This is a genomic window from Citrobacter rodentium NBRC 105723 = DSM 16636 (assembly GCF_021278985.1).
GTDB lineage: Bacteria > Pseudomonadota > Gammaproteobacteria > Enterobacterales > Enterobacteriaceae > Citrobacter_A > Citrobacter_A rodentium.
In genome coordinates this window covers 2,495,072-2,510,676 of record NZ_CP082833.1, presented here as the reverse complement: position 1 = coordinate 2,510,676, position 15,605 = coordinate 2,495,072, and the positions used below count along the sequence as shown (strand labels likewise).

The 15,605-nt window shown below is 49.5% G+C and carries 15 protein-coding genes; 10 read left to right on the top strand and 5 right to left on the bottom strand.

The features are described from left to right. The first annotated feature begins 6 nt into the window (after positions 1 to 6). The 9 genes from fimG (at position 7) to K7R23_RS11850 (ending at position 11,370) form a co-directional block, all read left to right on the top strand. Positions 7 to 507, top strand: coding sequence for a type 1 fimbrial minor subunit FimG (fimG, locus tag K7R23_RS11890; RefSeq protein ID WP_012907059.1), 501 nt, complete (start codon positions 7 to 9; stop codon positions 505 to 507). A 16-nt stretch (positions 508 to 523) separates the two neighbouring features. After that, positions 524 to 1,423, top strand: coding sequence for a fimbrial protein (locus tag K7R23_RS11885; protein WP_024132836.1), 900 nt, complete (start codon positions 524 to 526; stop codon positions 1,421 to 1,423). Positions 1,424 to 1,604: 181 nt separating this feature from the next. After that, positions 1,605 to 2,864 carry an EAL domain-containing protein gene (locus K7R23_RS11880; RefSeq protein ID WP_012907061.1) on the top strand — a complete coding sequence of 420 codons (1,260 nt, stop codon included), beginning with the start codon at positions 1,605 to 1,607 and terminating at the stop codon, positions 2,862 to 2,864. A gap of 504 nt (positions 2,865 to 3,368) precedes the next feature. Beyond that, on the top strand, positions 3,369 to 3,962 hold the full coding sequence (gene ecpA / locus K7R23_RS11875) for a common pilus major fimbrillin subunit EcpA (RefSeq protein WP_012907062.1): 594 nt from the start codon (positions 3,369 to 3,371) through the stop codon (positions 3,960 to 3,962). 55 nt (positions 3,963 to 4,017) lie between these two features. Next, positions 4,018 to 4,695 carry an EcpB family pilus assembly chaperone gene (locus K7R23_RS11870; RefSeq protein ID WP_012907063.1) on the top strand — a complete coding sequence of 226 codons (678 nt, stop codon included), beginning with the start codon at positions 4,018 to 4,020 and terminating at the stop codon, positions 4,693 to 4,695. A 63-nt stretch (positions 4,696 to 4,758) separates the two neighbouring features. Beyond that, on the top strand, positions 4,759 to 7,245 hold the full coding sequence (locus K7R23_RS11865; RefSeq protein ID WP_012907064.1) for a CS1-pili formation C-terminal domain-containing protein: 2,487 nt from the start codon (positions 4,759 to 4,761) through the stop codon (positions 7,243 to 7,245). A 3-nt stretch (positions 7,246 to 7,248) separates the two neighbouring features. Continuing rightward, entirely contained in the window at positions 7,249 to 8,865 is a 1,617-nt protein-coding gene (locus K7R23_RS11860; RefSeq protein ID WP_012907065.1) for a hypothetical protein, read from the top strand. Continuing rightward, the gene (locus tag K7R23_RS11855; protein WP_012907066.1) at positions 8,862 to 9,563 is read left to right on the top strand and encodes a fimbrial biogenesis chaperone; all 702 of its coding nucleotides are present in this window, start codon (positions 8,862 to 8,864) and stop codon (positions 9,561 to 9,563) included. The genes K7R23_RS11860 and K7R23_RS11855 overlap by 4 nt, the downstream gene beginning before the upstream one ends. Positions 9,564 to 9,939: 376 nt before the next feature. After that, entirely contained in the window at positions 9,940 to 11,370 is a 1,431-nt protein-coding gene (locus K7R23_RS11850; RefSeq protein WP_024132838.1) for an EAL domain-containing protein, read from the top strand. A 66-nt stretch (positions 11,371 to 11,436) separates the two neighbouring features. Here K7R23_RS11850 and K7R23_RS11845 read toward each other — a convergent pair whose 3' ends face one another. Beyond that, positions 11,437 to 12,072: a LuxR C-terminal-related transcriptional regulator gene (locus K7R23_RS11845; RefSeq protein ID WP_012907068.1), complete on the bottom strand. Its 636-nt coding sequence runs from the start codon at positions 12,070 to 12,072 to the stop codon at positions 11,437 to 11,439. Between the two features lie 95 nt (positions 12,073 to 12,167). Further along, entirely contained in the window at positions 12,168 to 12,524 is a 357-nt protein-coding gene (locus tag K7R23_RS11840) for a DUF4156 domain-containing protein (RefSeq protein WP_012907069.1), read from the bottom strand. 41 nt (positions 12,525 to 12,565) lie between these two features. On the opposite strand from K7R23_RS11840, the gene K7R23_RS11835 reads away from it, so the two are divergent. After that, positions 12,566 to 13,534: an IS5 family transposase gene (locus tag K7R23_RS11835; protein ID WP_012904651.1), complete on the top strand. Its 969-nt coding sequence runs from the start codon at positions 12,566 to 12,568 to the stop codon at positions 13,532 to 13,534. Between the two features lie 87 nt (positions 13,535 to 13,621). Here K7R23_RS11835 and K7R23_RS11830 read toward each other — a convergent pair whose 3' ends face one another. The 3 genes from K7R23_RS11830 to K7R23_RS11820 all read right to left on the bottom strand — a co-directional run bounded on the left by K7R23_RS11830 (position 13,622) and on the right by K7R23_RS11820 (position 15,599). After that, positions 13,622 to 14,161: an Ail/Lom family outer membrane beta-barrel protein gene (locus K7R23_RS11830; RefSeq protein ID WP_012907070.1), complete on the bottom strand. Its 540-nt coding sequence runs from the start codon at positions 14,159 to 14,161 to the stop codon at positions 13,622 to 13,624. Positions 14,162 to 14,397: 236 nt separating this feature from the next. Then, positions 14,398 to 14,886, bottom strand: coding sequence for a hypothetical protein (locus tag K7R23_RS11825; protein ID WP_012907071.1), 489 nt, complete (start codon positions 14,884 to 14,886; stop codon positions 14,398 to 14,400). Beyond that, positions 14,859 to 15,599, bottom strand: coding sequence for a winged helix-turn-helix domain-containing protein (locus tag K7R23_RS11820; RefSeq protein WP_012907072.1), 741 nt, complete (start codon positions 15,597 to 15,599; stop codon positions 14,859 to 14,861). The genes K7R23_RS11825 and K7R23_RS11820 overlap by 28 nt, the downstream gene beginning before the upstream one ends. Positions 15,600 to 15,605: the final 6 nt, after the last annotated feature.

The following is a 15,605-nucleotide window of genomic DNA, read 5'->3' as shown; positions in this document are numbered from 1 at the left end:
GCTCTGATGAAATGGTTTCAATCCGGATGGCTGCTGGCGACAATGCTGGCAGCCTCCCCAACGCTACAGGCCGCCGACGTGACGATCACCGTCAACGGCAAAGTCGTGGCGAAACCGTGTACGGTTTCCACCACTAACGCCACCGTCGATCTGGGCGATCTTTACACCTTCAGCCTGCTCACCGCCGGATCCTCTTCCCCGTGGCATTCGGTGACGCTCGATCTGAGCAACTGTCCGATCGGCACCTCGCGGGTCACCGCTGGCTTCAGCGGTACGGCAGACAGCACGGGCTATTACAAAAACCAGGGCACTGCCGGCAATATCCAGCTCGAACTTCAGGACAACCGCGGCAATACGCTCAACACCGGCGCAACGACATCCGTACAGGTAGATGAAGCCTCACAGTCCGCCCGTTTCCCTTTGCAGGTCAGAGCGCTGACGGTAAACGGCGGCGCAACCCAGGGAACGATTCAGGCAGTGATTAACGTGACCTATACCTACGCCTGAGGGGGAGAAAAAAGTGATAAAAAAAGTGATAACCCTGCTGACCACCCTGCTGCTGGGCTGGTCGATCAACGCCTGGTCCTTCTCTTGTACAACCACGGGTGGAGACATTGGTATTGGCGGCGGCGATGCTCATATCTATGTTGACCTTACACCGCAAGTGAACGTCGGGCAAAACCTGCTGATCGATCTCTCGACGCAGATTTTTTGTCATAACGACTACCCGGACAGTATGACTGACTTTGTGACGTTGACTGTCCAGTCGGTCTATGACGGAGTGCTGAAGAGTTTTACCGGTACTCTCAGATACGACGGCACCACTTATCCGTTTCCGCTCCAAAATGAAACCAGGGAAATAAGATACACCTCGAAAAAACCGACCCCCTGGCCCGTCGCGCTCTATCTGACGCCAGTGAGTACCGCTGGCGGCGTGGTGATCTCCGCCGGAACGCAGATTGCCACACTGGATCTTCGTCAGACCAACAACGTTAACAGCGACAACTTCACTTTCAAATTTTATATCCATGCCAGAAACGAGGTGGTGGTGCCTACCGGCGGCTGCGACGTCTCCGCCCGCGACGTGACGGTGACCCTGCCGGACTACCCCGGCTCCACGCCGATCCCGCTGACGGTCTACTGCGCGCAGAACCAGAATCTGGCCTATTACCTCTCGGGCACGACTGTTGACGCCGCGAATTCTATCTTCAGCAATACCGCATCGGCGTCTCCGGCAAAGGGCGTTGGCGTTCAGCTGACGCGCAACGGCGGCATTGTGCCCGCCAACAGCCCCGTCTCATTAGGCACGGTAGGCACTTCTCCCGTCAGCCTCGGCTTAACCGCTAACTATGCGCGCACCAGCGGGCAGGTGACGGCAGGCAACGTGCAGTCGATTATCGGGGTGACCTTTGTTTACCAGTAATCCCGGCGGGCGGAGAAAGGACTGTATTCTGTCGCCCTGCACCTGGGCTGCCCAGGGCATAGCGAGAATCGTGTCGCCAGACAGCCGGCAACTGACATTCCTGCACCCGCAGGCGCTGGATCTGCGGGCGCTGGCGTCGGCTCGTCGGCTGATCGTCTTTTTGCCCGACGACCCTCTCTGGCTGCTGGAAACCCTGCAACAGACGGCCCTTGTGCTGGAATCCGCCGCCATGCCGCTGCCCGTACTGATCCTCAGCCGTTGCCCTCACGGCTGGCTGTGGCACACCTTAACTCACCTGGTCACCAACCGCCGCCTGCTGACCGAAGTGCGGGCCGCCGCCGCAGACCTGCCAACCCGCAGTATCGCATCGCTGCTGCGCGGTCATGCGTTACAGGCGTATCCGCCGCTGTCACAGCTGGCTGAACAGGCGTGCTTCTTGTACGGTCCCCCCGGCGGCGGCCTGAGCAAACCGGAGCTGAACGCCATCCTCGATTTACTGCACGGATACAGCATCGCCGAGCGGGCGAAACACCGCGGCATTAGTCAGAAAACGCTTTATAATCAAAGAACAACAGGAATCAAAAAAATGGCGGAACAGTACCCGCAGCTCGCGGCCCATTTTCCCGGCCACCCGCCGACAACGAGTAAGAGAGCGGGCGCTGACGCGCTTACCGCTTTAGAGCGCGAATTTGTCCATGCCATCCATTGCCATCACATCTTTCCGCTCTTTCAGCCCATTATTGATACAAAGCACCGGCTGCGCGGCCTGGAAATTCTCGTCCGCTGGCGCCGCGACGGGCATATTCTGCAGCCCGGCGACTTTTTGCCCGCAATAAGCGCTGAGTACGCCTGGCTGGTACTGACCGCCTTTGTCCTGCAGGAAGCCGTCCGGCGCATCAATCAGTTTCCGGGAGAGGTCTATTTCTCCGTCAATATTCCCCCGGCTATCGCCGGTCATGCCCATCTTCTTCGCATGATGGAAACCGCGCGCCGCCAGCTGCATCATCCCCGGCGCGCGGGTCGGCTGGTACTGGAATTTGCTGAAACTATCGACTGCCACCGGAACAGTAAAATTGCTGACAACATTGCCGCACTACGTCAGCGCGGCTTTCGTGTTCTGCTGGATGATTGCTTCTCCCGGGGCAGCGTCATGTTTCCGGTCCGGCAGGTGCAGTTTAATGGCTATAAGCTCGATAAAAGCATTATCGATGATATGCAGCACGATCCCGGAGCGCTGGCGCTGATAAAAAGCCTGCACTATTACTGTAAGCTCACCAACAGTTGCTGCATCGCCGAAGGGGTCGACAGTGAAGAAAAACTGTCGATTCTGAAAGCGTTAGGTATCGATCGTTTTCAGGGATATCTCATCTCACCGCCGGAAGAGGCCGCGAAACTGGAGCAATTTTTTGGACAACAGGAGGCAGAGGCCAGCAATAAATGAGTTAAAACCGACGGATAGCGCGACATTTTATCGCGCGGAAAATTAAGAATATCCCTGAAATTAGCCTTTTATTATAGGATTATTCCCCAACAACATAAAATAAAACAAATTCACAACAAAAACAAAACATTTAAATATGTTAGCATTCTGGTTTAGTATCGTTATGTTTTGTAAGAATTTTCCACAAAAGTTGTGAGATTAATCTTAGAGTTTTTATCAAAAAGAAAAAAAACAGACAAAAGAACACGCCAGCATCCTTTTCCAGTCAAAAGCACCAAATCCACAATCACAACCAAACAAACATGCTGAATAATAGATTCATTCCTTTTTCGCTGACGGGCAAACGCCCGTTTTTTACTATTCCATACTTTTAACGAGAGTTGAGCGCTCCGATTTTTCAAAAGATAATTTTTACTGCGGCAATTATTGCTTGCAATAAAAAAGGATCTGCGCGCGACGTATATTAAACCGCCGCAGAGGATTTGTTCTCAGGAGAAGACAAAAGTGAAAAAAATATTACTGGCCGCATCTCTGGCTTCTGTTTTTGCGACAGCAAATGCGACCGCGGACGTCTCTATTGAATCAACCGCAACATGGGACGCAACGGCAATAAAAGACACCAGAAGCGAGCTGGTTATTACCCCGCTGAATTCCCTGTCATTCCAGTATGCCCAGGGTTTAAACGTATTTAATACCCAGAATGGCGCATTTGACATTACTATTCCGGGCAAAGAAGGGGCGACCGATTTTGAACTGACGGCAAAGCTCATTAGCAATACCCTGATCAACTCCAGCGGCGATGCCTCGACGCTGAATGTAGGCGTCATATGGAATGGCACTGCCCTCTCCAGCGCCAGCGAAACCGTACTGGTGAATAAAACAAAAACCTCCGGTCTGGAAAATCTGCTGGCGGAAGGTGCATATAACGGCACCGAGCGCGTCAGCGATCGATCTGATTTCACATTCTCCATCGCCTCTGCAACGACGGATGGCGCCACGCCAGTGACCGACTTCGCCTCCCTGCCGGATGGCTACTGGACAGGTGATGTCAAGGTTCAGTTTACCGCTACATGGACCACGCCGGCAGCAACGCCGTAAACGTGATGATAATGATTCGGGAGGCATTTCTCCCGAATTTTCAGGGAGAATTATCATGAAAAAAGGGTTAATAGCGCTCATTCTGGCGGAACTTTTTATCCCGCTATCCGGCCAGGCAATTAACGTCGGGGATATCACCTCGATAATGACTTCCGGTGAACGTACATTATCGAAAGAGGTCACCAATACGACCGATTCCGCGCGATTTGTCAGCGTGTCGGTAAAACAGCTGTCGTCACCGCTGGCGGATGGCGTCGAGATTAAATCGGCCAATAATGGCGAGTTACTCTCCACGCCAGCCAATCTCATTCTGCCGGGCCAGGCGACAGATGTGTTTCGCTTTTTTTATAACGGCCCGGAAGACGGCACCGAACGTTATTACCGTCTGCAATGGATTGACGAACCGATCGGTGAAAACGCGGCAACCAAAGCCAGCAAAATGGCGGTAGCGACGGCCTCTGCTGAGATAGGCACCCTTCTTGTCGTCGCGCCGCGCAAAGAACGTTTTGATTACAGCCACCAGAGAGAGGTCATCAGCAATACCGGCAATGTGTCATTCCGCGTCATCGCCTATGGCGCGTGTAAGGATAAAACGCAGGATAAGGGCAAAGGTTGCCGCGAACGTTATTACGTTATGCCGGGCACCAAAATAACGCTGCAGTTAACCGACGTGAACAGCAACCGCTCTCATATTGGCATCTGGCATGGTAAGCGATTTATCACGGTCAAATAATAATTATTAAACGTATTCGCACGGACAACGACCAAATACCGGGAAGAAAGGAAGCGGACGACAATGAAATATTTTGTCCAGGGAAGTATTACCCTTTTACTTGTGCTGGCTCCGATAGTTGTACATTCAGCACCGACAAAAGTGGGTAAATATATTATCCCAGGCGCTTTCTCTCGCTCCCTTGAGCAGGGGATGAGCGTTCCGGTTTATATTCGTTACCACGAAACTGACGAAAAAAGCCAGCAACGAATTGCCGATGCGATCGTTTCGCTCTCCGAAGGGCATATTACGGTGAAAGCGATCGCCATTGCAGAATTGCCTGGCAATGCGGTGTTATCCAGCAAAACCCGGCAAATGGTGGAGAACATTCGCGATGTAAAACTTCGCGATAATACCTTTATCGAACTCTCCGCGGATGCTCGCCTGAAGTTGAATATCGCCTCGTTCCATCTGGAACTGATTGTCAGTAAGGATGCGCTGACGGAAGCCATTGTTGCACGAAGCAGCCTGCTGGGGCCGTCCAGCGTGGACACGCTTTCAAACGTTCTGAACTATAACCTGGGCACGTATTACAACAGTTATCGTACCGGCAGCAGTTCACGCAGCTATGTGACCCTGGACAACACCATCTCGTTACGTGAGCACCATCTGAACATCAATGGCTCTTTCTATGGAATTGGCGACAGTAATAATACCAGCAAGCTCTATCGCGCGATGTATGAACGGGATTATGAAGGACACCGGCTGGCGTTGGGGATGCTCGATACCTGGAACGTGCAAACTATTGCCAGCCTCAATGCGCTGAACGGCGGAAAAATCTATGGCGTCAGCTATGGCAATAAAGGAAGTACCGTGATTGAAAAAAATTCGCTCACATTAACTCCGATAACCGTATTTCTACCGGCGACAGGTGAAGTCCACGTATTAAGAGACGGGCGTCTGCTTAGCGTGCAAAACTTTAATATGGGCAGTTATGAAATTGATACCAGCCGCTTTCCCTACGGCGTCTATGATGTCACCGTTAACGTTGTGATAAATGGCCGCACGGTGAACAGTCGGGTGAGCCGGGTGAATAAAATCTTTGCCCGCCAGCAGCCAGCGGGCATTCAGGGCCTGTACTGGCAACTGTTCGGCGGTTCACTGGACTACGATCGGGTAAGTTATAAACTTCATCACTACTCTGATGCAGGCAGCGAGCAAACGTGGATCGCCGGCGGCGCCGCATCGATAACGCTGGCGATATTGTCAGGGTTAAACGTGAAAACCACGTTATATGGTTTTGGCGATAACATGGTCAATGAAACGGACCTGAGGCTGAACGTCAACGAATATATTAGCCTGGGCAATCAGACGCTGGCGGCCAATGATTCCTCCTGGCGAAACGTCAGTAATATCAGTCTGAACGCGCCCGGTGGATATGGTTCACTCTGGGCCTCACGCGAAGACAGTCACATTGGCGACAGATTGCCCGTTCAGGAACGCGATAACTATTCTGTCGGCGGTACGATTAACCTCGGGAAATTTATTCCCCACGCCGGTTCCTTAACGCTAAGCCAGACGGAAAACCGCTATTCAGGCAATAAATACCGCAACCTGGATTACAGCACAACGCTGTACTCCGGCCGCTACGCCACCATCGGACTACGCGACGGGCTCCAGCGTTATTACCATAACAACCGCAATGATGACGGTCGCCAGGAGCGTTACGTCAGCCTGGACTTTTCTTTGCCTCTGGCATCCTGGCTGAGTATGGGCGTGTCCCGCGATCGTTACGGCAGTACGCAGGGTAACCTCAGCGCGCGTAAACAATTTAGCGAAGGCGCCATCAGGTCGGTTGGCGTGTCTGCCTCTACGCGCCTGAATGGCGAACAGCATTATGACAATAATTATTCGGTGAATGGCAATATCAATTACGCCACGAAGTATAACGCCGGAGTCGTCTCGGCTACGCGTTCGGCGGACAATTCGACCAATATGAACTTTACATCGCAGGGTTCCGTGGCGTGGAGCGGTAAAAACGTTGCTCTGAGTGAAGAACGACAGCGTGCGGGAATCATTGTGAACACCGGTTTAGTCGGCGAAGGAAAGCTGGCGGCAAAAATCAACGGCCGCAATTACCTGCTCGGCGGTAAATCAAACTTTATCGCCCTGCCGCCTTACGCGCAGTACCGAATGGAAATACTCAATGATAAAAATTCGGAAGACAGCTTCGATATCGTCTCGGGCCGTACCCATGAGCTGACGCTCTATCCCGGCAACGTCGGGGTAATCAATCCGGAAGTGAAAAGTATGGTCACCGTGTTTGGTCGCATCCGCTACCCGAACGGCCAGCTGGCGACCAATACCGAAATTCATAACCATATTGGGAAAACGCGCACCGATGCGAAAGGCGAATTCGCTATTGATATAGACAAGAAATATCCCGTCATCACCCTGATTTCCGCGAATGGCGGCCGGTGCGAAGCCGATCTCGACCTCGAAAAGGCCCGCGGCGCGGCATGGGTGGGCGAGGTGAAATGTAGGGCGCAAACCTCAATGGCACAAAGATAACGTATGAAAAATTTTAAAAATATTCTCCTGTCGGCACTGGTGCTGATAAACGGACTGCCTTTACCGGCGATGGCTTTAAATGCGCGTACATCCGGTTCTGTCAGCAATAACTTCTTATTTATTGAAAACGCCGTGGACAAGGAATACTTAATTACGCCATCATTACTTGATCCGCGATTCAGCGGTTCAAATACATGGGTAAAATACGGTACGACTCAGGTCAGTCTGGGGTATTTTGGTTATGTCGGCTGGCTTACACCCGCCAACTATTATCAGGATTTGTGGATCGATAACTCCCCTATCGACGGTCCGTTTCGGGGCAGCCGTTGTTACAAGGGAACGCAATGCCCTGAAAGCGGTTTTATCGCCGGGCAAGGCACTGATAAAAATGGTGTTTATCATGTTCAGGTCGCCCCCGTAGCCGGTGTGGTTGGCGGCGCTTACGGCTTCGCATCGTTAACTGACTCGGCCTATGAGTATTTTCGTAACATGCCAACGGGTAGCAGCGAAACTTACGTATTTAACCGCTGTTATACCTCGGTAAATTACGATTACTCTTCAGGCGAACGTTGTAAAGACCAGAATTCAGGATTATGGAATTATATTAATTATACCCTGACCAAGCGTGGTCATTTATCACTCGAATCAACCAATGCCTTTCAGGAGTTATGGGTAGCCAGCGATGGTACGCCTGGGATTGCCAAAGATTCAGGCTACTGCGAACTCGGCATTGTAGATAATAACGATGGCATTATTTGCAAGATGGTCAAATATAACCTGCAACAGTCGACTAACCTCACTGCATCACTGACGTTCAGAGCCTATATTGATACGGATATGCTGGGTTTTACCCCGACGGCCACATCGGTAAAATACTCTGGCGACGGTTCAACATGGTATAATTACAACGCATCAACGATTTATTATAATGTATTCAAGACCTCAGGCGAATATATCCATATTTTTCTGTCGAAAAATTTTCTGAAAAAACTTGTCGAGGCTGGCGTCAGCATTACCAATAGCCAACCCTTTACCTTTGGTTTTTATAATGGCTTAACGCCGGAATCCGGCCATTATCAGTTTACGCCATCGTTACAGCTTAACATTGTGCCAAAGGAATATGGCATCAGCATCCTCTCTTCTGATAACACAACCTCCGCAAGCGGCAGCGGTACGATTGGCGACAGCAATCCTATAGAGATGAGCTACAGAGTTACCGTTTCCGGACCGCGCCAGGCCGATACGATCACCGCGCAGGTCATCGGCGACAGCGCCACGGTAGATGGCGTGCCGTATTGTCTTTTTCAGTCCGCGCAGGATGGAATTTCCGTTCCGGTGCCAGCCTACCTGCAATATAACAGCCGGTCAGGTGGCGTAATACAAAAGCGTAACAGCTGTAGCGAAGCGGCAATAGAGATGGGCGATGCCCAGTGGCAACAAACGCCCTGGGATATGAATAATACCGATGATGGTAGCTATTTTATGACCGATCTGAAGCTCTTGTTTCCAATGAACGATCCGCGTTCATTATTTACCGTCACCGGGAACAACTGGGAGGGCGTCGTGAGCGCGACCGGCGAAATTAAAGTCACGGCCAACTGGATGGGTGTGACGCAATGAAATGTCAACCAGGCTGGTTAAAAGGCGTGTTTTTGATGGCGTCAATGGCGGTATTTTCGTCCCATGCGGTCTATCTGGAATCAACAATATTTGAGATACCTGTGGGTAAGTCGTTTATTAGCAAACGAATTTATAACGACAGTAAACAGCGCAACCTGTACAGCATGGCTGCGGTAAAAATTGATAAACCGGGGCCAGGAGGTGAGAAACGCAGCGCGATATCGGAAGGCGAACTGCTTTTTACACCGTTGAATTTCTCTCTCGCTCCGGGACAGGGTGAATACTTTAAGATTTTTTATCGTGGGCCTGCGGATGCCACCGAGCGATATTATCGGATACTGTTTCGTGAAATCCCCATCACCCTGTTTACCGATCGCAGGCACGGCAAGAAAGGAGAAGCAATGCCAGCCATCGCCATTGATACCATCCTGATCGTCAGACCGAGGAAAACCAACCTGAATTTTAACGTTGATGAACAAAAGGGGGTGCTGAAAAATACGGGCAACACCTTTTTTAAAGTTATTGTGCATAAGGGATGTCATTCATCGGACGATGAGGCGCAAATACGCTATCTCCTGCCCGGAGAAAGCTGGAGCAGTCCGGCGCTAAAAGCCAACAATAAGAAATTTATCGTCGCGTTACAAAAATACATTCCCGTCGGCAAGGGATGCCTGACGGACAGAGAAAGCGATCGCTAAGGATAACCTGTTAAAATGATTGATTCTATCGTTACGAGCATCCATAAGCGCAACGTTCCTGGCTCAGGAATAAACGCCATGTAGATTCATCCTATAGCCATCTTCATCTCCTGCACCATTGGTATGATCTTTTTCACCTCTGGTGAAGGTGTTAAAACGGACTAAAATTAAGAGGTTTTATTTCTTATACTCATTCAGATTTATATTCTTGTGTTATCTTATTTTTGGCATTATATGCTACAACCTCTGAATTTGGCTTTGTGCGAGCAAATTCACGCACTGTTTATATTTGCCTTAAAGACAAAATGTGCGCTACAACCGATTCATATTGCCGCCAGGGTTGGCGCGATACAATAAACTTACGCTGGGACTCGCTATGAATACGAAAAAAATCATCTTGTTAAGCTATGACGTCTATCTTTTTTCAGGGCTCAAAGCCTGGTTACCGGATTTGCTATTGGTTGATGCTCAGGCAGACATTACTCAAAGGCCACAATTACCCCCGCAGTACCCAGCCTGTCTGCTAATCATTGATAACCGGTTGCCCATTTTTTGGGTCAAAAAGTGGCTGGAACATAACAGTTCTTTATTTGTGAACATGAACAGCATTGTCATTCGCATGAACGACACGCCATGCCTCAATCGCGGCTATGAAACTTTTGTCTGCATCAATGCGAAACTGAGTGCCAAAAAAATCATAAAAGTTTTACGCCAAAAAGTGCTGAACGTTGAACAGAACAAAAGTCATCCCGAAAACAACTTTCTGGATGCCTTTTACTTAACCACCTTCGAAAAGGAACTGCTCAATGCCTCATTCACTAAAGAGAGTCTCCACCACTTTTGCCGTGCTAATGCTGTAGCGCTGAAAACCATTTATCGCTATCGGGAGAAAATTAACCATCGGTTTGGTTTTAACTCATTCAATGACTCGATTATCTTTTTGATCCGCAATGATTTATTGATCGATGCATCAGTATCGGACGATGCCTACTCTCCAGACTATGATGAGCTCAATGCCAGCAGGTTAAGCATGGCGATGCTTTGCCAAGAAATCGTTCCCTATTATCAGCCCATACTTAATGTCCAGGGAGAAGTCTGTGGTGTAGAGATCCTGGCTCGCTGGCCTCAGGGACATCATTATGCGATTTCTCAAAGAGAATTTATCCCTTTAGCAATAAACAGTGGCCTGATGTGCGAGCTGACCAATTATTTAATGACTCGCGTAGCGAAAGATTTCCAGTCAGTACAGTTCAATAGTAACGACGCGCTGTTCGTTTCCTTCAATATTGGTCCAGCCGGATTACGCAATCCGGTGATTTACTGGCAATGCCTGCACTTCATGGAGTTAACGCAGGAGCTACCCATTAAGCTAATGATTGAGATTACCGAAGACCAGGCGTTAAATTTTACCCCCGCGATAAAAGAATTGATCCGCTCTCTGCGTAATCGCGGTGTACTGTTTGCGCTTGATGATTTTGGCACTGGCTATGCCAATCTCAATTATCTGCACGAACTGGAGCTGGATATGATAAAAATTGATAAGACATTTATTAATGTCATTAAGGATAGTGAAACGCCAGTCCCTATGCTGGAATCGATTATTCATCTGGCTAACATTCTGGGTTTGCGTACCGTCGCAGAAGGCGTTGAACATGCCTGTCAACAGCAATGGTTAGTCAAAAATAATATCCATTTTCTCCAGGGCTATTACTTCTTACCGCCAGTTCCCTTTGCTGACTTTATGCACTATCAACATGTCCCTGACAGATTACCTTTACACGCTACCGGACTGGCTCAGGTTAAGTAAGGCTAATATCAACGGCATCGAAATCCCGCTTTCGATGTCGATGCAAACAGGTCAGAAAACGTTGCGTCAGCATCGGCTATGGAAGTGCTCAATAATGAGTTTTTCAAGCCGCGCGGGTGCACCAAGTTTTCGGCATAATGAGTACTGGCAGCTGTAGACGGTTTTTAATGAGCAGTTAAGAACTGCGGCAACACGTTGCGCCGACAGGCCCGTAATGCGCTTACGCAGAACCGAAATTTCATTGTTCGTTATTGCGGTAACGCCGTCCGGCATAATGCTTTGCCCGTTAAGGACGTTTTCCAGGTCGCGTAAAAACTGGCTTCCCCCGTCGCCGGTAACGGGAAGCAGAGTGAGAGCCGGATGTTTTTTATGCCAGTAGTGGGCTAACGCCTGCATAAAACGGTCAACGACCAGCACAATGCGCGCCCCTGTTTTTTTCCACCCTTCAAGCCAGTCATCATCAATAAAAAATGCAATATTATCGAGACAAAAATCAATCAGCAGAAGGTCTTCATGCAGCGCTGGCTTATCGTTTTCGGAGAGAATATAGAAAAGTGAGTCAGTGAATAAAGGGTTATCACCCGGCCAGATCGCCACTTTTATCGTCCCGCACGATGTTGTTTTTAACAGGGTATTAATCGCATGCGGGCAACGTAACTGACAATCTGCACACAGTGTATTCATCGGTAATGTAAAATTCATCAGCCGCCCCCTTTGCCGACTGTCTTTCAGGATTAACCGGTCTGAATTAAGGCAGGCACAAGCGTCTGCCTTAATTCGCCTTGCGGGTATTCAGGTTACGGACACCGGTAAACCGATCCGCTTAAGGTCACATTGGTTTGTTGGCTTGAGCCGCTCCCCTGATAAGCGCTGCCGGTCTGCCCCGCCCGCTGGGTCAACAGCACGACAAGGTTACCGCCCATTTCCCAGGCCTGATTTTTTAAATCGTTACGCGCCCCGGTTTCCAGATTACTGTTTGACGTCCAGCCGCCGGTAAAGAAATTCCCCTGGCTACCGGTAACGTCGCCTAACCATGAACAGGCTTTTCCCGGCTCATTATGCGTAATACGCACCTGTCCGGCGCCAGCCTTCAGTGAATTAGCGCTACAGGCGCTCAGAAGCAGCGCAGAGAACACCACGATAATAAATTTCATTATTCACCTGGCTTTGTTGAATAAATCGAACTTTTGCTGAGTTGAAGGATCAGATCACGCATCCTCCCGACAACACAGACCATTCCGTGGCAAAGCAAAAGTTCAGAATCACCAACTGGTCCACCTACAACAAAGCTCTCATCAACCGTGGCTCCCTCACTTTCTGGCTGGATGATGAGGCGATTCAGGCCTGGTATGAGTCGGCAACACCTTCATCACGAGGAAGGCCCCAGCGCTATTCTGATCTCGCCATCACCACCGTTCTGGTGATTAAACGCGTATTCCGGCTGACCCTGCGGGCTGCGCAGGGTTTTATTGATTCCATTTTTGCCCTGATGAACGTTCCGTTGCGCTGCCCGGATTACACCAGTGTCAGTAAGCGGGCAAAGTCGGTTAATGTCAGTTTCAAAACGTCCACCCGGGGTGAAATCGCACACCTGGTGATTGATTCCACCGGGCTGAAGGTCTTTGGTGAAGGCGAATGGAAAGTCAGAAAGCACGGCAAAGAGCGCCGTCGTATCTGGCGAAAGTTGCATCTTGCTGTTGACAGCAACACACATGAAGTTGTCTGTGCAGACCTGTCGCTGAATAACGTCACGGACTCAGAAGCCTTCCCGGGCCTTATCCGGCAGACTCACAGAAAAATCAGGGCAGCCGCGGCAGACGGGGCTTACGATACCCGGCTCTGTCACGATGAACTGCGCCGCAAAAAAATCAGCGCGCTTATTCCTCCCCGAAAAGGTGCGGGTTACTGGCCCGGTGAATATGCAGACCGTAACCGTGCAGTGGCTAATCAGCGAATGACCGGGAGTAATGCGCGGTGGAAATGGACAACAGATTACAACCGTCGCTCGATAGCGGAAACGGCGATGTACCGGGTAAAACAGCTGTTCGGGGGTTCACTGACGCTGCGTGACTACGATGGTCAGGTTGCGGAGGCTATGGCCCTGGTACGAGCGCTGAACAAAATGACGAAAGCAGGTATGCCTGAAAGCGTGCGTATTGCCTGAAAACACAACCCGCTACGGGGGAGACTTACCCGAAATCTGATTTATTCAACAAAGCCTATTCACCTTAAAGAAACATGAAAATGGTAATCAGAAGCGATAGCCGACGCTTACGCCAAACGTATCCGCATCAACGGAAAAAAACCGTGCCGCTTCCCATGACAGATCCAGCGTTAAGCTGGCTAACGGATTGAAAATGACGCCCGCGCCGTAGGCAAATGAATCATCGGTAGATGCGTTGGCATGATTATTTTTGATCTTCATTCTGCCCATGCCGACATTACCGTAAAGGCTCAGGTAGTCATTAAAACGATAAGCTGGACCAAACATTATTGATTCATAATCAACGGTATCTGAACCCGCCTTTTTCAATTTCGCGGACTGCCAGGTATAATGTTCCACTTCTTCCTGAGCGGCGGTAAATGCGCCAATAAATCCCCAGCGTTCATTTACTTCATAGCGATATTTAATGTTAAAGCCGTGGAGGTCTTTACTTTGCGAATTTTTCAGCGCGCTTAAATGCGTTTGCGCATAACCTAACGATATCGTATGACTACCTGCGGCAAAACTCTGATGCGTTGTAAAAAGCGTTAAACCAATAACGGCTGCGCCACAAACTCGCGATAACATTTAAAATACTCCCACTTATCCTGGATCAGAAAGAAAATAAACCAATGATATTAAGCTTATGCGCGTTTTCCATCGCGTCTGAAGCGGCGGTAATGTAGCGTACCAGGCATGGATAAGTATGGAATAATCTCTTACAAAACTTATAATTTCACATTCAGAAAAAATTCATACGTTGCGGCGACACTTTTCAGCATTGACCGTGACGCCAGAAGAATAACAGTAGTTTTTTCAGCGACTTAGCTGGCGATACAGACGTTATAAATCTGTCGGTTAAGCGAAAAAAGGTAGGTTTTCTCACCGATGGGCTGGATACGCAATTCGTTTTTGGCATCCGGATGGAGTAAGCGGAAATAAGAAAACAGATTGCCAGCATTATCATTAGGGAACGTTGTCACTGAAGCGACGGCAAAGGTAAAGAGGTCGTCTCCGACGCGACGCAGATCTTTTAAATAAATGTCGCGATAGAACATAGTATGTTTATTGCTTTGCTGACGAACATCATATTGCAGAGTAATACGCTGCATTTTAAAATCAATCACAATATCGCCAGTGACCGTTATCCCCTTCGGTACGATGTTGCTAATGGTTTTCGTTGTACACAAAAAATCGCCCACGTCAGGCTGGTAATCAGCATATTTCTTTAGCGCCTGTAGCCAGAACAGAGCGGAAACGAGTAGCAAGAATACGGTTAATATTCTTAATAACGTTCTTTGAGAGTAATACATTTAGGCTCCGCGGCGTTTAATTGATTAAGACATTGTACGAAGATATGAACGTCAGGGACTCTGATGTAATAGATATGACGGCCATTTTGCTTATAAACCGGCGTGGTCAACTCGGCGTATGCTTCAATAACATCATCATAGGAGGTTTTATCATCGCGAAGGGTATAAAAACGGTAGCCATCATGGGTAATCGGCTCTGCAAAATAGCGCTGGCGTTCCTGCCGGGATGCTAGTATCGCAGCCACCAAAAGTAACCCGGCCATGGCGAAAAAAAACCAGTCTTTAACACCCGCCTTCAACGGCGCGTTTGATGACGCCGCTGGCTGAGTTGCGTCAGGCGTTACCGGCTGACTTTCCGCCGCCAGGTCGTCTGTTTTTTGGCCACTATCAGGTTCAATCAGCGTGATGGGAACCACCAGCTCAACGCCGACCTTAGGGCGAGTAACCAGCGAGGAAGATTCTAAGCCGATTCTGGTGAATGAGTTGCGTAGCTGATTAAGCAATTTATAGTAACTGGCATCTGACACCACGACGCCCTTGCGCCCCCAGACCCAGGCAATCAGCTCATCTTTTTTGAATAATCCCTGATAAAAAGCCAGCAGCAAATTTCTTTCGGCTTCTGAAAGCGTCACCGTTTCTTCCGACCGCGACAGGGTCATACGCTCGCAATCAAAAATCACGCGATCATCGATAAGATACTTTTTTCCGCTCATAAATGA